Source organism: Streptomyces glaucescens, assembly GCF_000761215.1.
Classification (GTDB): Bacteria; Actinomycetota; Actinomycetes; order Streptomycetales; family Streptomycetaceae; genus Streptomyces; species Streptomyces glaucescens_B.
Map to the genome: position 1 here is coordinate 812,332 of NZ_CP009438.1, position 17,058 is coordinate 829,389.

Consider the following 17,058-nt stretch of genomic DNA (forward strand, 5'->3'; position numbering starts at 1 on the left):
GGTCGTGGACGTCCTTCCGGCTCAGGCGGTGGCGGCGGCGTAGCGGTTGGCGGGGCGGGCCAGGCCCAGCAGGCCGCGCAGGGTCCCGGCCTCGTAGGCGTGGCGGAAGACGCCGCGGCGCTGGAGTTCGGGGACCAGGCCGCGGGTGATGGCCGGGAGGTCGTGGCCGACGACGGCGGGGCGCAGCCGGAAGCCGGTCAGCCCGGCGCTCCGCCACTCCTGGAGCAGGTCGGCGAGTCGGGTGGGCGTGCCGGTGAAGATCAGGGCGTCGCTCGCGTACGGCTGTCCCGCGAGCGCGTCCAGCCGTTCGCGGCGGGCGGTCGCGGCGGCCGGATCGTCGTCGAGGAAGACCACGAGGTCGCCGAAGACGTGGAGGGGCTCGGCGGCGCGCCCCGCCGCGTGCTGCTCGGCGCGGATCCGGGCGACGATCGCGCGGGCCTCCTCGGCGTCGTGCGGGGTGACATGGCCGATGTCGGCGGCGCGGGCCACGAGCCGGTAGGGGACGGTGTCGTGGGCGAGGGCGCTGACGACCGGCTGGCCCTGGGGCGGGCGGGGCGTGATGGAGGGCCCCTTCACGCTGAAGTGCCTGCCCCGGAAGTCGATGTAGTGCAGTTTGTCGCGGTCGATGAAGCGGCCGGTGGCGGCGTCCCGTATCTCGGCGTCGTCCTCCCAGCTGTCCCAGAGGCGGCGCACGACCTCCACGTGGTCGGCGGCCTCGTCGAAGAGGTCGGTCACCACCTCGTGGGCGGCCGGACTGTCGTAGGCCTCGATGCGGGGAATGGTGCGGCGGCCGAAGTGCGCGGCCTCGTTCGGGCGGGCGGTGATCTGCACCCGCAGGCCGGCGCGGCCGGTGCTGACGTAGTCGAGGGTGGCGATCGCCTTGGAGATGTGGAAGGGCTCCGTGTGGGTGACCACCGCGGTCGGGACCAGGCCGATGTGCCGGGTCAGCGGGGCGACGCGGGCCGCGATCAGGACGGCGTCCAGCCGGCCGCGCACCTGGTCGGTGCGCTCGTCCGGGTCCAGGAAGTGGGAGGACTGCGGGCCGAGGCCGTCCTCGATGGTCACGAAGTCGAGCAGCCCGCGCTCGGCCTCCGTGACCAGGTCGGCCCAGTAGGCGGCGGTGAACAGGTCCCGGGGGCGGGACACCGGCTCGCGCCAGGATGCGGGGTGCCAGCCGGTGCCGTCCAGGGCGACGGCGAGGTGCAAGGGGGGAGCGGGCGTTGGGGACACGAGTGGGTGCCTTCCTGGAGGTCCTGACGGGATCGCCGGCCCTCGCGCGGGACGGGGCACGGCGGTGGCGAGCGCGGCGGGGCGGGATCCCCCGCCGACGGCCGTGGGGGAAGGTCAGGGGCGACAGAGCGCGCCGGCCACGCGCTGGAGGTCTATGTGCGGCCGGGAGTGGAGGCGGACGACGCGGCGCGGGTTCAGGACACGGGGGCGGGGCAGGCCCCGCGCGTGCCGCACCTCCGTGCGCCGCGCCGCGGTGCGCATGCGGCCGTGCGTCGCGACGCCACGGCTCCGCGGTGTGTTGTCGGCGTGCGCGGGTTCGGCGCCAAGGGCGCTGGTCCCCGTCCGGCAGGGCGGGCTCGGTGCGCCGTGGCACCGGGGCCGCACCGTCTCCGGGGCGGGACCGCCCCGTGCGTTCCGCGAAGCGGCGTGCGGGCCGGCCGGTGCGGCACGGACCGCGCTGTCCGCGGTCCGTGTGCTCGGGGTGCCGACGCTGGGGATCACCCCACCATGTCTAACAGGCGGTTCAGGGATGAATCATTGCAGCTGCATGAAATGTCGCCGGGTCCGTTCGGCTCGGCGCGGCCGTTCGTGGCCGCGGCAGGTCCTCGGCTCGGCAGGTCCTCGGCTGCGGTGCGCCGGAGCGGTGCGGACGGCGCTGATCCGGTGGCGGGGAACCATGGCGGTGGAACCGGGCCGGACGTTCCGCTCAGGACCACGGCGGCGATACTGGCCGGACGTTCGGATGAGGGGCCACGGCGGTGATACCGGCCGGGCGTTCGGATGAGGGACCACGGCGGTGATACCGGCCGGGCGTTCGGATCAGGGGACTTGCATGACGTGGTCGACGGGGCTGACGGGTCTGGCCGTCGGCCTGCTCATAGCGGTGGTGACGGCGCCGGTGGGCGTTTCGGGGGCGGTGTTCCTGCTTCCCGTGCAGTTGAGCGTGCTCGGAGTGCCCAGCCCCGCGGTCACGCCCACCAACCTCCTGTACAACGTGGTGGCCGGGCCGGGCGCCCTGCTGCGCCACCACCGCGAGGGCCCGCTGCTCAGCCCGCTGACGCGCCGCCTGGTGATCGGCGCCGCGCCCGGGGTCGCCGTCGGCGCCCTGGTACGGGTCTTCGCCGTCCCGGGGGCCACCGCCTTCCGGCTCCTGGTGGCAGCTCTGCTGATGCCCCTGGGCCTGTGGCTCGTCGGGCGCACACTCCGGCCCACCCGGCCGGTCCCGGCCGCGGAACCCTCCCCGCGAGCCGTCACCGCGCTGGCCCTGGTCGTCGGCGTGGTCGGCGGTGTCTACGGGATCGGCGGCGGGTCCATCCTCGGCCCCGTCCTGGTCGGCCGGGGCATGTCCGTCGCCCGGGTGGCGCCGGCCGCCCTCGTCACCACCTTCGTCACCTCCGTGGCCGGTGCCGCGGCCTTCGCGCTGCTGTCCCTCACCGGCTCCGGTGACGTCGCCCCGGACTGGCGGCTCGGCCTGGTCTGCGGTGTGGGCGGGCTGGCCGGCGGCTACCTCGGGGCGCATCTGCAGCCTCGTCTGCCGGAGACCGCGCTGCGCCTCCTGCTCGGCGCCCTGGCCACGGCCCTCGGTGCCGTCCACGCCGTGCAGTCACTGCGCTGACGGCCGGACACGGCATGAACGGTCCGGACGGTGCGGCACGGTCAGGACGGTGCGGACGGTGCGGACGGTTCGAACGGTTCGAACGGTTCGAACGACAGGAACGGCACGAACGGCACACACGGCGGTCACCACGTCACCGCCCGTCCGGGGAATTGTGAACACCGCGCTTCATGCGCGTGTCGGCGCATTGAGAATGTGAGACGACTGCGCGAGCGACATTGACCTGGCCGGAAACCACTGCGACTCTCCTGGGTGTGAGCAAGTACGAGAACCTCGCCGCGCGACTGCACGTCGATCTGCGACGTCAGGCCAGCGCCATCTGTGCCGTCGGCCGCTGAACAGGCCCAGGGCACGGGCAGCGCTCTCCCGCTCCCTTTCCCGGTCGTCCCTCACGACCACTCACCCGCTGTCGTGAACGGCTGATTTCCCGTCGGCATTCCTGACGGCGGCGTCCCATTCCCTTTTCCCGTGGACGGTTTCGCCTGCGCGCCGACCACGGGCACCCTTCCCGGCCGGCATTTCCCCATGCCACCGATTTCACGCCGGTCCCCATTCGTTCGAACAGGATCCCTCCATGGCCACTACGGCATCGACCCGACGCCAGTTCCTCTCCCTGCTCGGTCTTTCGGCAGTGGCCGTGAGCTGCGGCACGTCCGCGTCCGGGGCCTCCGCCGCCAAGAACCAGACGAAGACCCTCAGATACCAGGGCTGGGCGGGTCAGGTCACCCCGCCCGAACTGGCCCAGGACCTCGGCTATCTGGAGGACGTGAAGCTGGAGTGGGTCGGCAACACGATCAGCGGTCCGCAGGACATCCAGACCGCGGCCACGGGCCAGGTCGACTTCGGCGGCGCCTTCAACGGCGCGGTCGTCAAACTGGCCGCGAACAACGCCCCCATCAAATCCGTCATCAGCTACTACGGCGCCGACAAGCACGCCTACAACGGCTTCTACGTCCTGGAGGACAGCCCGATCCGCTCGGCACGGGACCTGATCGGCAAGAAGGTCGGGATGAACACCCTCGGTGCCCACTCCGAAGCCATGCTCGACATCTATCTCCAGCGCGGCGGGCTGTCCCGGGCGGACATCGGCAAGGTGGAACCGCTCGTGGTGCCTCCGGTCAACACCGAGCAGTCGCTGCGGCAGAAGCAGATCGACGTCGCCGTGCTCGGCGGCATCCTGCGCGACAAGGCACTGGCGGCCGGAGGAATCCGCCCGCTGTTCACGGACTACGAACTGCTCGGCGCGTTCAGCGCGGGCACCTACGTGATGACGGACCGGTTCCTGACGCGGAACCCGGACACGGCCCGGACCTTCGTCACCGCCGTGGGACGGGCCATCGACTGGTCCCGTGCCACCGACCGCGACGAGGTCATCGCGCGGATGACCGAGATCGTGAAGAAGCGCGGCCGCAACGAGGACGCCGAGCCCCTGAAGTACTGGCGCTCCTACGGCGTCGCCGAGAAGTCGGGTCTGATCACCGGCAAGGAACTCCAGCTGTGGATCGACTGGCTGGCCGAGCGCGGCGACATCCAAAAGGACCAGGTCACGTTGTCGGACCTCTACACCAACGAGTTCAACGGCAACCGGAAGCCGTCCTCCCCCACCGAGAGCGGGAGCTGATCCCATGCCCGAGTCCACCACGCGGAGCACGACGCCCAAGGTCGTCTTCGAGGGCGTACGGAAGGACTTCACCGTCAAGGACCGCAAGGGGGACGGGCGGACCGCCCGTTTCACCGCCCTCGACGGCATCGACCTGGAGATAGCGGCCGGCGAGTTCGTCGTCCTGGTCGGTCCCAGCGGTTGCGGGAAGTCGACCCTGCTGGACCTGCTCGGCGGCCTCACCCGGCCCACCGCCGGGCGGATCCTGCTGGACGGCCGGCCCGTCACCGGGCCGGGCCTGGACCGGGGCATCGTCTTCCAGCAGTACGCGCTGCTGCCGTGGCGCACGGCGCAGGGCAACGTCGAGTTCGGTTTGGAGGCCACCGGCGTCCCACGGCGTCGGCGATCCGCCCGGGCCAGGGAGTTCCTGGAGCTGGTGGGTCTGTCCGGCTTCGAGGACCGCCACCCGCACGAGCTGTCGGGCGGGATGCGGCAGCGGGTGGCGATCGCCCGCAGCCTCGCCTACGACCCCGACGTGCTCCTGATGGACGAGCCGTTCGCCGCGCTGGACGCCCAGACCAGGGAGTCGCTGCAGGACGAGCTGCTGCGCATCTGGCAGCGCACCGGCAAGACCGTCGTCTTCATCACCCACGGCATCGACGAGGCCGTCTACCTGGGACAGCGCGTCGCCGTCATGACGTCCAGGCCGGGCCGCATCAAGCGGATCGTGCCGGTCGCCCTCGGCTCCCGTACGGCGACGGACGACCTCCGCTCCAGTCCCGAGTTCGCGCGGCACCGGCACGAGATCTGGTCGCTGCTGCACGACGAGGTGGCCAGGGCCCAGCAGTTGGAGAAGGAGAGCGCTGCCGTATGAGCACCACGACGAGCACCACGACCGGCACGGCCACCGAGAAGACCACGACGCCGGACCCGGTGAGTCCGGCCCAGCCCGCCCCCCGCCCTCCCTCCGCCACGTCCGCGGCCTCCGGGCCACCGGGGGCGTCGCCGTCGGACGGGCACCGGGTCGCCCCCGTGGCGGCCGCCTTGCGCAAGGCGTCCCGCCGGCTGCCGCGTCTGCTGCTCGACGGGGCGGTCAGGTCGGCGGCGATCCTGGCTCTGGTGCTGCTGTGGGAGACCGCGCCGCGGTTCGGCCTGGCCGACCGGACCTTCCTGCCGCCGTTCAGCGAGGTCGCCCGCGCCTGGTGGGAGCTGGCCGCGAACGGTCAGCTCGCCGACAACGCGCGTGCCAGTCTGACGCGTTCCTTCAGCGGCTTCGGCATCGCCGTGGCCGTCGCCGTGCCGCTCGGTCTGCTGATCGGCTGGTACCGGCCGGTCGCCGACCTCCTCGGGCCGCTGCTGGAGGTGTTCCGCAACACCGCCGCGCTGGCCCTGCTGCCGGTGTTCGTGCTGCTGCTGGGCATCGGTGAGACCTCGAAGATCTCCATCGTGGTGTACGCGTGCACCTGGCCGATCCTGCTGAACACCATCAGCGCGGTCCGCAACGTGGACCCGACGCTGCTGAAGCTGGCGAAGTCGATGGACCTGTCCGCGCCCCGGCTGTTCCAGAAGGTCATCCTGCCGGCGTCGGTGCCGGTGATGTTCACCGGCATCCGGCTGGCCGGGGCGGTGTCGATCCTGGTGCTGGTGGCCGCCGAGATGATCGGCGCGAAGGCGGGCCTCGGCTATCTGATCAACGCCTCGCAGTTCAACTTCGCGATCCCGCAGATGTACGCCGGCATCATCACGATCTCCGCCATCGGCGTGGCCTTCAACCAGTTCCTGGTCACCGTGGAGCGGCGGCTCAGCTCCTGGCGCGTACCCGCCGGCTGACCCGGCCACCCGCTCGTCCCCTCGCCGGCCGGTCCCGTCGTACGGCTGCGCCGCCTGCGGCCCGCCGGTGCCGCCCCCGCCGGCCCCACCCCCGCCGTCCCACCGCCCCCGATCCGAGGAACCCCATGCCCGCGACCGCCCCCCGGCGCCTGCACCTCAACGCCTTCCTGATGAACGCCGGCCACCACGACGCCGCCTGGCGCCACCCGCGCACCCAGCCCGAACGCGTCACCGACCTGCGCTACTTCCAGCAGCTCGCGCGGACCGCCGAACGCGGCCTGCTCGACTCGGTCTTCCTCGCCGACGGCCTCGCCCTGTGGGGCAAGGTCCGGCACAACGCGCTCGGCGGCTTCGAACCGCTGACCCTGCTGTCCGCCCTGGCGGCGGTCACCGAGCACGTCGGCCTGATCGCCACCGTCTCCACCACCTTCAACGAGCCCTTCCACACCGCCCGCAAGTTCGCCTCCCTGGACCACATCAGCGGCGGCCGGGCGGGCTGGAACATCGTCACCTCCGGCACCGTGAACGAGGCCCGCAACTTCGGCCGGGACGAGCACCTGGAGCACCGGCTGCGCTACGCGCGGGCCCGGGAGTTCGTCGAGGTCGCCACCAAGCTGTGGGACAGCTGGGAGGACGACGCGATCCTGCTCGACCGCGAGAGCGGCGTCTACGCCGACACCGACAAGGTGCGGGAGATCAACCACCGCGGGGAGCACTTCGGGGTGCAGGGCCCGCTGAACGTGCCGCGCAGCCCGCAGGGCTACCCGCTGCTGGTGCAGGCCGGTTCGTCGGAGGACGGCAAGGAGTTCGCCGCCCAGTACGCCGAGGCCGTCTTCACCGCCCAGCAGACCCTTGCCGACGGCCAGGCGTTCTACAAGGACCTCAAGTCCCGGCTGGCCCGCTACGGCCGGACCGAGGACCAGCTGCTGATCCTCCCCGGCATCGCCCCCGTCATCGGCTCCACCGAGGCCGAAGCCCGCGCGCTGGAGCAGGAGCTGACCGACCTCCAGGTCCCCGCCTACGGCCTGGCCCAGCTCTCCGGGATGCTCGGCACCGACCTGACCGGGCTGCCGCTCGACGGGCCGCTGCCCGAGCTGCCCGAGGAGCGGGACATCAACGGCAACAAGAGCCGCTTCACGCTCGTCGCCGAACTCGCCCGCCGCGACGGGCTCACCCTGCGCGAGCTGATCGCCCGCCTCGGCGCCGGCCGCGGCCACCGCGTCTTCGCCGGCACCCCGGAGCAGATCGCCGACCAGCTCGAGGAGTGGTTCACCCAGGGCGCCGCCGACGGCTTCAACATCATGCCGCCCCATCTGCCGGGCGGCCTGGAGGACTTCGTCGACCACGTGGTGCCGGTCCTGCAGCGGCGCGGCCTGTTCCGTACCGAGTACACCGGCCGCACCCTGCGCGAGAACTACGGACTGCCCCGCCCCGCCAACCGGCTGGCCGCGGCGGCCGCGGCGGGAGGACGGCCCGCATGACCGGACTCGACCTCACCACGGACGTCCTGGTGGTCGGCGGCGGCCCCGCGGCCACCTGGGCCGCGCTCAAGGCGGCCCAGGACGGCGCCGACGTCGTCCTCGCCGACAAGGGGTACTGCGGCACGAGCGGCGCCACCGCCTCCGCGGGAACCGGCGTCTGGTACGTCCCTCCGGAGCCCGCCGCCCGGGAGGCGGCCATGGCGAGCCGGGAGGCGCTCGGCGGATTCCTGGCCGACCGGCGCTGGATGGCCCGGGTCCTGGACCAGACGTACGAGGGCGTGAACGAGCTGGCGGCGGCCGCGCGCTACCCCTTCCCCACCGGACCGGACGGCAAGCAGCTCAGGAACGGCCTCCAGGGACCGGAGTACATGCGCAGGATGCGCATCCGCGTCCAGCGCGCCGGGGCCCGCGTCCTCGACCACAGCCCGGTCACCGAACTGCTCACCGACCCCTCCGGGGCGGTCGCGGGCGCCAGGGGGTACCGGCGCCAGGCCGGACAGCCGTACCGGGTGCGTGCCGGGGCGGTCGTCCTGGCCACCGGCGGCTGCGCGTTCCTCAGCGGCGCGCTCGGTTGCAACGTCAACACCGGTGACGGCGCGCTGTTCGCCGCCGAGGCGGGCGCGGAGCTGTCCGGGATGGAGTTCTCCAACGCGTACGGCATCGCGCCCGAGGGCACCTCCGTCACCAAGACCGCGTTCTACTCCTTCGCGACCTTCTACCACGAGGACGGCACCGTCCTGGAGGGCGCGGCCAGCCAGGGCGGCCGGTCCGTGATCGCGCGGGCGCTGCTCGGCGGGAAGGTGTACTGCCGCCTCGACCGGGCGGACGCGGCGGCCCGGCGGGCGATGCGGCTGGCCCAGCCCAACTTCTTCCTCACCTTCGACCGGCTCGGCATCGACCCGTTCACCCAGCGCTTCGCCGTCACGCTGCTCGCCGAGGGCACCGTGCGCGGCACCGGCGGCATCCGCATCACCGGCGACGACTGCTCCACCACCGTGCCCGGCCTGTACGCGGCCGGGGACGCGGCGACGCGTGAGCTGATCTGCGGCGGCTTCACCGGCGGCGGCAGCCACAACGCCGCCTGGGCCATCTCCTCCGGCACCTGGGCCGGGCGGGGCGCGGCCCGCCACGCCCGCTCCCTCGGCGTCCGCTCCGCCACGAGGCGCCTGGTGGCCGCGGGCGGCGCCGGGCTGCGGCCCACCGGCGTCCCGGGCCCCGCCGGCGGCTTCCGGGACGTCGTCGCCGCCGTCCAGGGCGAAGTGCTGCCGTACGAGAAGAACTACCTGCGTCACGGCGACCGGCTCACCGCCTCGCTGGAGGTGCTCGACAGCGTGTGGGAGGCGTCCCGCGCGTCCCTGCACGCCGCGGGCGGAGAAGCGGTGCGGGCCCGGCAGGCGGCGGCGATGGCGGCGCACGCCCGCTGGATGTACGCCGCGGCGCTGGCCCGCACCGAGACCCGGGGCATGGCCAAGCGGCTCGACTTCCCGGCGCAGGACCCCGCCCAGCACCACCGCGTCGTCACCGGGGGCCTCGACCGGGTGTGGACCCGCACCGAGCCCCTGGCGGCCGTCCCGTCCGCGCCGGCGGCACCGCTGGGGGTGGCCTCGTGATCGAACTGGTCTCCGCGGAACGCTGCATCGCCTGCGACAAGTGCATCAAGGTCTGCCCGACCGACGTCTTCGACCGCGGCGCGGACGGTGTCCCCGTGCTCGCCCGCCGCGACGACTGCCAGACCTGCTTCCAGTGCGAGGCCAACTGCCCGGCCGACGCGCTGTACGTCGCACCCGTGACCCGCCCGCTGCCCGACGACTCCCCCGCCCGCGACCAGGAGCACCTGGACCGTACCGGCCTGCTCGGCAGCTACCGCCGGCACCTCGGCTGGGGCCCGGGCCGCACGCCCGCCGCCCTGCGGGCCGTCGGCCCTTCCCTCGGGCCGCCGGGGTCCGGGGGAGCCTCCCCGCCCATCACCTCCTGACGGCCACCCCGCCCGATGACCCCTCGCCGCCGGCTCACCGGCTGACGGCCTCCTGGAAGGAACACCCGCCACATGACCACCAGCACCGGCTTCGACGTCCGCAGGATCGGCGGCCGGATCGGCGCCGAGATCCTCGGCGTGGACCTCTCGGCCGACCTCGACCCCGCCCTCGTCACCGAGATCAACTCCGCTCTCCTGGAGCACAAGGCGCTCGTCTTCCGCGACCAGCACCTCGACGACGCCGGCCAGCTCCGCTTCGCCTCCCTCTTCGGCGAACTCACCACCGCGCACCCCACGGTGCCGTCCGTCGACGGCCAGCCCCACATCCTGCCCGTCGACGGCGACGAGGGCATCCGCGCCAACCAGTGGCACACCGACGTCACCTTCGTCCGCACGCCGCCGAAGGCGTCCACCCTGCGCGGCATCGTGATCCCGCCCTACGGCGGCAACACCCTCATCGCCAACTCGGCCGCCGCGTACCGGGACCTGCCCGAGCCGCTGCGCGAGCTGGCCGACAAGCTGTGGGCCGTACACACCAACGACTACGACTACGCCGCCCCGAGGAGCGAGAAGGCGGCCGAACACCGCAGGCGGTTCGTCTCCCGCACGTACCGCACCGCCCACCCGGTCGTCCGCGTCCACCCCGAGACCGGGGAGCGCGGGCTGTTCATCGGCGGCTTCGCCCAGAGCATCGTCGGCCTGGGCCCCTCCGACTCCCGGGACCTGCTGCGCGTCTTCCAGTCGTACGTCACCCGCCCGGAGAACATCGTGCGGGTGGCCTGGAGGCCGGGCGACCTCGTCCTGTTCGACAACCGCATCACCCAGCACTACGCGCCCGACGACTACGGCGACCTGCCGCGCCTGCTGCACCGGGTGACCGTCGCGGGCGACGTTCCCGCGGGCGTCGACGGCACCCTCAGCCGCGTCCTCGAGGGCGACGACGCCTCCCACTACACCCCCGCGGCGGCCTGACACCCGCGGCCGCCGGGGCAGGGACCCCCGTCCCTGCGCCGGCGGTCCGCAGGCCCCTGCCGCTGCTCCATGGTGGGCGCGCGCACCCTCACCCCCAAAACTATGGTGCCCCACCACATACGCCTCTGATCTGCGGCTTCCTACCGTGTGCCAGCACGTACCCGTCCCCACCGCGAGGAAGTGGCGCACATGGCCTCCGCAGCAACCGCTCCCCCAGCCCCGTCCAATCTCAAGCGCATCGTCGCCGCCAGCCTCATCGGCACCACCATCGAGTGGTACGACAACTCATTCGATCAGGGCTAGGAGCTGCGGTTTTCCGTGATTCCGGCCTTCGAAGTCAGCACGGAACCAGCACGGGGTTCATGGCACGCTGACTCGGTGCCGGCCGACCTGCGTCGCTGCTCGCTCCACGGCCCCCGACGGCCTCCGAAAACGGTTACTCAGCGTTACCAACAGCCCGAGCCAGCAGGAATAAGCCAACCGCCCGATGAGGGACGACGCCACGCGAATCGCCGAAGCGGGCGAGGTGCACCTGACGACACGGTGGCTTCGTCCTCCTGACCTGCCTGACGGACCGACGATCGTGTCCGCCTTGCTGAGGCAACGCGAGCGCCTATGCGCACTTGCGTGCGCCCATACCTGCGCTCGTACGGTGCCGAGCCATGTCAGCATCTGCGGAAGAGGTACTCGGCCGGCTCAGCGTAAAGATCCCCGTCCGTATCAATTCGACCGCCGCTCTGGTCACGGACACGAACAAGGCAGCCGCGGCTATCGATCGACAACGCGCACGGAAGCAGGACGAGAAAGAACCGAGTCCCCGTAAACCTGAACTCGGACCGTTACGAGACGCCGACCGACAGGATCTCGTCTCCACCCCCTGGGACCTGCTGGGCGTCTTCGCGCGAGCCACCACCCTTGCCCGTCAAGGACGTGGCAGAGGGCTGGCCGAACACTGGCAAGGACTGAAGTACTGCCAGGCCGTGGCCGCCGGTCCCAGCAGCCACATGGCCCTCACCGACGAGGGCCAGAGCCCGGAACTCTCCTACAGGGCCATGCAGGCACGGGAACTGGGCCGAGCCTTCGGACTCGCCGTCGCTGAACGCACCGTCCGGAACCGCTTCCCGGGCCACATGGTCTCCACTCTGGATGCGGAAGCCATACTCCTGGCGGGCTTCGCGCGCTTCGGCCCGCGGCCGTCCCTGGGCGCCCGGCCACGACCCGACTTCTTCATCGAAGCCTGGCGCCCGGGCGAGCCGTCGCGTGTCTTCGTGGTGACGGTCAACGGCAACCATCAAAAGGCCACCAAGCGCACCGCCAAGGCCGACCGCTCAGCATTCAAGCAGCTGGCCAGGGGCAGCGAGCGCGCCGAGCACTTCCACCTCGCCGAGTGGAACACCACGCCGTGCCTCTTGATGTCCACCGAACTACTCGCGCTGGACGGCATCACCGTCAATGCTCTGCAGGCACCGGGCGAAGGACTGTTGCCCGCAAGGCCGGCCACAGGGCGACGGAATGCGGACGCAGTGCTGTCGGAGCGGAACCTTGCGTACGCCGGCGCGGTGAAGGTACCTGCCGACGGCCACAGAGAACGGATCCAGGACGGGTTCTTCATCCCCCGCAAGGAGCTCGGCTGGTACGGCCAGTTGCTCGCACGCACCGGAGCCGCAGGCCAACTGGCCTTCGCCGGAGCTGGCACCGAAATCGCCCAGTACCTGACCGACAAGCAGGGCCACAAACACTACAAGCAGCAGACCTTCGCCGGTTCGTCCAGCGTCCGGGACGCGCGGCACAAGATAGGTCCGACGGTTTACGTCGGAACCGATCAAGTGTTCCGACTCAACCGGATCCGCGTCGAGGCGTTCTCAGGAATAGCCGAGGAACTGTACGACCTGCTGGTCAAAGGACAGGTGGAGGGATACCGAAACCGGGCGTACGAGCTACGCGACACCTACCCGACCAGCACCACGTCCCCACTGTGGGGACCCGTCTCCTTCGGCGACGACGGCACCGTGATGGCTCTGCGGGTGCTGCCGACGCAGGACGCCGAAGAAAGCTCCTGAGGGAGGGAAGGGCTTCCACCTTGATCGTGGACACCGGTTGCCATACAACGATGGCCAGCGTAGTGGATCTCTGTTCGAAAGCGACCGGCGCAAGGTAGCCGATTGTGGAGTGCCTGCGCTGGTGGTTACCGGGCCCAGTGGCACCGACTCGGAGCAGACTGAGGTTCCCCCGTTGCTCGGGAGGGGCTGATCAGCTGGTCAGGGCAGGTTGGCGGGGTTTCAGGTTCGCTCGTTCGGTCGCTGCCTGTTCGGCGTAGTGCTGCTCTTCGAACTCGACGGGGCTGGGGCTCGAAGAGTGCGAGGTTCGCCTCGGCCCGGGTGGCGAAGGTGCGGCCGCGCAGGCCCTCGGTCTTGATGAGCATCCAGAGGTTCTCCGCGAGGGCCTATCCCTCATGGCCGGTTCTGAACGGAAGTGCGGCATGTTCGTCGACATAGTGCACGATGATGATCAGCGATGTGCGTTCAAACCTCGGGGGTGGCTGGTGCATCTGAGTCGTGTGTCGGTAAGCGGTCTGCGTGCGAGCGTCGAGGACCCGCTGGTCTGTGAACTGCCGGGACGGTTCAGCGTGTTGATCGGAGCGAACGGCGCGGGAAAGACGACCCTCACCGACGCGCTCTACTTGGCCCATCCAAGCAGTCGCTTTCCGAGCTTGCCGCGTTTCGGCTCTGCCGCACTGGCTCCCGCAAACACGGACCGAACCATCGACGTCACGTACACGCTCAGCGACAGCCTCGGCTTGGAGGGAAGACTGGGCCGCCAACTGTACGACACGCGCCACCGCAGCCTCGGCGGAGTCGCAGAGCGCTGGAGCGTCTCCCTCAGCCGCAGGCTCGGGACCGTCGCCACGAAAGTCAACTCGGCGTTCGGCGCACAGCAGAACCTGGACCCGTACAAACTGATCTACTTGCCGGCGTGGCGACACCCTCTGGACGAGCTGGCCCGGCGTGAAGTAAGGATTCTGGTGGAATTGCTGCGGGCCCAGCAGCAGCGTCTGCATGGCAGTCGGAATCTGGTGGCTCTCAGGGCACGCGCCTCCCAACTGCTCGAAGATCTGGCCAAGAACAGTCTCATCGACGCCGTTGAAGAGCGGATCCGCGACCATCTGGCGACCCTGTCCGCCGGCGTGAATCAGCACTGGCCCTACATACGCGGTCAGGTTGTCGACGACGGCTACCTGGCCCGCGTCCTGGAGCTGATGCTTGCGGTCATCGAGGGCCGCTCGTCCGCACGGCCCTTGGAGGTCTCTGGGCTGGGCTATGTGAACCTGCTCCACATAGCGGTCACGTTGGCCGCGATACCCGATTCCTCAGATCTTCCTCCCGGTGGTGCGCAGGGCCAGGAGACGGCCGACCTTGAGCCGCCGAACGAGGAGGAGCAGGTACAGGAGATTCTCGACAACCTGGTCCAGGCGCAGGCGGAAGCCGAGTCCGTCGAGGACTCCTTCTTCCAGACGGCGCCGTTCCACGCAACCGTCGTGATCGAGGAGCCGGAGGCGCATCTCCATCCGCAGTTGCAGCACGGCCTTGTGCGATACCTCCGTAGAGCCGTCAGGGACCGGCCGGAGCTCCAGGTCATCCTCTCCAGCCATGCCTCGGACGTCATCACCTCCTGCGCTCCGGAGGAACTCGTGATCGTGCGTCGCGCTCCGCAGGGGAGGGTCTGCCGAGCCGTCGCTAAGGTCGTACCGCCCAAGGACCGGGCTGTGACGCTGCGCATGACCCGGCTCCATCTGGATGCGAGCCGGTCGGCTGCGCTTTTCGCGGAGCGCCTGGTGCTTGTCGAGGGGGTGACCGAAGTGGCTGTCGTGCGGGAATTTGGGCGGACTTGGGCCGGCGAGGACGCGGTCAAGCAAGCCTTCATCGATGCGCTCAGCATTGTTCCGGTGGGAACGAAGGTCGGCCAATGGCCTGCCCATCTGTTGGCCACACGAGGCGTTGAGCTGTGCACCAAGCTGGCGATCCTGCGGGACAGCGATCAGCCTTTCGAAGAGGAACCCCGCAAGCCAGCATGGATCGGTGAGCACGACCCCTCGGTCGTCGGCGCCTTCATCAGCCACCCGACCCTGGAACCGGCCATCACCGAGGGCAACGAGTTCCTCATCGTACTGGCGATGGACGACATCGGCCTCGACTTCGAGGCGGACGAGATCACGCCCCAGAGCATCCACGCGTTCTTCCGTGGCAGGCGCCAGGGCACTCCTGCCGGACCGGGTGCCAGCAGGAAGGCCGAGTTCGCTCTGGCACTCGCCGATCGCCTCATGAAGTTTAACGAGGGCGAACTGGGCCCTGATGAGTGGTACGTCTCCGCGACCGTACCCAAGCATCTCCAGGAGCTCTTCGACTTCCTGTACCCATCCGATACGGCGGACCAGGCGGCCGCCGAGGACCAGACCGGTGGCGGCGCCGACGAGCCCGGCGACGTCTTTACCGAGCCCCCGGCCTGGCTCATGGCGGATGCCGACCGGGACCCTGTTCCGTCTCCAGAGGACGTGGAAGACATCGACTGGCCCGATGACTTGGTCGACCTGGAAAGGTCACTCGAGGCAGCCGAGTACGAGGCGAGCATCCCCGTACCGGAGCCGGAACTGCTTCCATGGGACGCCCTGAGCACTGATCGCCCTAACGGCCGGCCCCAGCCGATGACTCCACCACGGCGTGCCTGGCCCCTTCCTCACCCCCAGCAGCCCAGTCGCTGGCCGACGGCCGCGCCACGCGTGGACGCCGATGACCATGAAGAGTCCTGACACGCCGTCCGACCGCATCCGCCTCACGCCCGAACAAGTTCTTGCCGTCGGCAACGCCCAGCGCTGTCTGTACATAGAAGCGGCCCCGGGCTCGGGCAAAACCACAGTTTCCGCCCAGCGCTTCGGACTCCACCGCTTCACACACACAGCCGACCACCGAGCCGTCGTGGCCGTCAGTTTCACCCGCTCCGCCACCGAGGAGATACGCAACCGGGTTCTGCGGTACTGGGGGCCCTCGGCGCTCGCCTGGCCTCACCGCGTCGCCACCCTCGACGCTCTTCTGTGCGACGTACTCGCTCATCTCTTGCAGATCGGTGCTCTGCAATGGCCCGGAGGACATCGGGAGTTGGAGGTGCTAGACACCTGGCGGAGCCGTCTGCCCACCGCTTCCAGGAAACTGAAGCCCGTTCTGGCCCTGAACGGCACACGGATCATCGCGGTCTCCGTGCAGCAGTCGAGAGCTGGTAGTCACCCTGCGCCAGACGATTTCCTCGCAGCCGTCGACAAAGGCCAGTGCACCCATGACAACGTGCGCGAGGTGCTGCAACTCGCGCTCCAGCAACCACGGACAAGGGCATCCGTCGCCTCCTACCTGGGCTCCACAATCAGGTCTCTGATCATCGACGAGATCTATGACGCGAACGACTTGGACCTCAGGCTCATCCACCTCGCCGTTGACACCGGTATCGATCTCACTCTGGTCGGAGACCCGTGGCAGGCCCTTTACGGATTCCGTGGGGCTCGCCCCGAACAAGTCTCACAGCTCATCACGCATCACAGATTCGCCAGGAGGGACCTCCACACCTCGTTCCGGTGGTCCACCAGCACCCAGCAGACGCTGGCACAGCGACTCCGCCACGGCGAAAGCACCACACTTCCCATCGGCCGCGTTCAGGATGCCGACGTCGTCCTTGCTCGCCAGTGGAGAACACTCTGGAACACGGACACCCACGTGCTGCCCCTCGCAATCAAGCCGCTGACAGGACAGTTCCAAGGAGCCGCCTGCACACTACTTCTCAACGAAATGACCGAGCGCTCGCTCGGCATACAGGCTGTCTTCCTCAACGACGCCCTGATCACCTTGGGCATCACGAACCGCGATGTTCTGGAACAACTGCGCCCGCACCTCCACCACACTCTGGAAGCGCTGGCTGGCACTGACAGCGTGCGGAGCATCTGGCGCGACTTCGTGAACGTGCTGATCACGGAACTACCCGTGAAGTCCTTGATCACGCACGATCGAGTTCCACTCTCCGGCCTGCAGAGCCTCCGGGCGAAATCTCAGGTCAGGCACGACCGACTCGTCCCCGGCTTGACGTGCCACCAGGCCAAGGGACGGGAGTGGGACGCTGTCGGGGTCCGGCTGGAGGAGAGCGACGTGGCAGCGCTTCACACCGGCCTCGTCCTCCAGGTCGAAGAGCATCGTTCGCTATATGTCGCCCTGACCAGAGCACGGCACCTCACCATCGCCCTCTGATCCATAGACCGCGGCCGTGCACGCTGCCTCACCTCGTCGGCGCACCGCATGCGGCCTGCGAGAACCAAACCCCA

14 protein-coding genes are annotated in these 17,058 nt (G+C 70.2%); 12 read left to right on the forward strand and 2 right to left on the reverse strand.

Features of this window, described 5'->3' with window-relative positions; genetic code table 11:
* Positions 1-21: 21 nt before the first annotated feature.
* Positions 22-1,230 (reverse strand): LLM class flavin-dependent oxidoreductase, encoded by a 1,209-nt coding sequence (locus tag SGLAU_RS03510; protein ID WP_043498272.1) that lies wholly within the window; start codon positions 1,228-1,230, stop codon positions 22-24.
* 114 nt (positions 1,231-1,344) lie between these two features.
* Positions 1,345-1,491, reverse strand: a complete 147-nt coding sequence (locus tag SGLAU_RS36910) for a putative leader peptide (protein ID WP_412556213.1) — start codon at positions 1,489-1,491, stop codon at positions 1,345-1,347.
* 571 nt (positions 1,492-2,062) lie between these two features.
* Between SGLAU_RS36910 and SGLAU_RS03515 the strand changes: the two genes are divergently transcribed.
* The 12 genes from SGLAU_RS03515 (at position 2,063) to SGLAU_RS03565 (ending at position 16,984) form a co-directional block, all read left to right on the forward strand.
* The gene (locus SGLAU_RS03515; protein WP_043498274.1) at positions 2,063-2,845 is read left to right on the forward strand and encodes a sulfite exporter TauE/SafE family protein; all 783 of its coding nucleotides are present in this window, start codon (positions 2,063-2,065) and stop codon (positions 2,843-2,845) included.
* Positions 2,846-3,099: 254 nt separating this feature from the next.
* Entirely contained in the window at positions 3,100-3,183 is an 84-nt protein-coding gene (locus SGLAU_RS36915) for a putative leader peptide (protein ID WP_366459446.1), read from the forward strand.
* 236 nt (positions 3,184-3,419) lie between these two features.
* Positions 3,420-4,466, forward strand: a complete 1,047-nt coding sequence (locus tag SGLAU_RS03520; protein WP_043498275.1) for an ABC transporter substrate-binding protein — start codon at positions 3,420-3,422, stop codon at positions 4,464-4,466.
* 4 nt (positions 4,467-4,470) lie between these two features.
* The gene (locus SGLAU_RS03525; protein ID WP_043498277.1) at positions 4,471-5,319 is read left to right on the forward strand and encodes an ABC transporter ATP-binding protein; all 849 of its coding nucleotides are present in this window, start codon (positions 4,471-4,473) and stop codon (positions 5,317-5,319) included.
* Positions 5,316-6,275 carry an ABC transporter permease gene (locus tag SGLAU_RS03530; RefSeq protein WP_043498280.1) on the forward strand — a complete coding sequence of 320 codons (960 nt, stop codon included), beginning with the start codon at positions 5,316-5,318 and terminating at the stop codon, positions 6,273-6,275. Before SGLAU_RS03525 ends, SGLAU_RS03530 begins: the two co-directional genes overlap by 4 nt.
* 125 nt (positions 6,276-6,400) lie before the next feature.
* The gene (locus SGLAU_RS03535) at positions 6,401-7,756 is read left to right on the forward strand and encodes an LLM class flavin-dependent oxidoreductase (protein ID WP_043498283.1); all 1,356 of its coding nucleotides are present in this window, start codon (positions 6,401-6,403) and stop codon (positions 7,754-7,756) included.
* On the forward strand, positions 7,753-9,366 hold the full coding sequence (locus SGLAU_RS03540; protein WP_043498285.1) for an FAD-dependent oxidoreductase: 1,614 nt from the start codon (positions 7,753-7,755) through the stop codon (positions 9,364-9,366). Before SGLAU_RS03535 ends, SGLAU_RS03540 begins: the two co-directional genes overlap by 4 nt.
* On the forward strand, positions 9,363-9,731 hold the full coding sequence (locus SGLAU_RS03545; protein ID WP_043498286.1) for a ferredoxin family protein: 369 nt from the start codon (positions 9,363-9,365) through the stop codon (positions 9,729-9,731). Before SGLAU_RS03540 ends, SGLAU_RS03545 begins: the two co-directional genes overlap by 4 nt.
* Positions 9,732-9,803: 72 nt before the next feature.
* Positions 9,804-10,703, forward strand: a complete 900-nt coding sequence (locus tag SGLAU_RS03550) for a TauD/TfdA dioxygenase family protein (protein ID WP_043498287.1) — start codon at positions 9,804-9,806, stop codon at positions 10,701-10,703.
* 662 nt (positions 10,704-11,365) lie between these two features.
* Positions 11,366-12,763 carry a hypothetical protein gene (locus SGLAU_RS03555; protein ID WP_043498289.1) on the forward strand — a complete coding sequence of 466 codons (1,398 nt, stop codon included), beginning with the start codon at positions 11,366-11,368 and terminating at the stop codon, positions 12,761-12,763.
* A gap of 419 nt (positions 12,764-13,182) precedes the next feature.
* Complete coding sequence (locus tag SGLAU_RS03560; protein ID WP_043498291.1) at positions 13,183-15,507, forward strand: ATP-dependent nuclease; 2,325 nt, start codon at positions 13,183-13,185, stop codon at positions 15,505-15,507.
* On the forward strand, positions 15,488-16,984 hold the full coding sequence (locus SGLAU_RS03565) for a UvrD-helicase domain-containing protein (protein ID WP_078957574.1): 1,497 nt from the start codon (positions 15,488-15,490) through the stop codon (positions 16,982-16,984). Before SGLAU_RS03560 ends, SGLAU_RS03565 begins: the two co-directional genes overlap by 20 nt.
* The last annotated feature ends 74 nt before the right edge of the window (positions 16,985-17,058 follow it).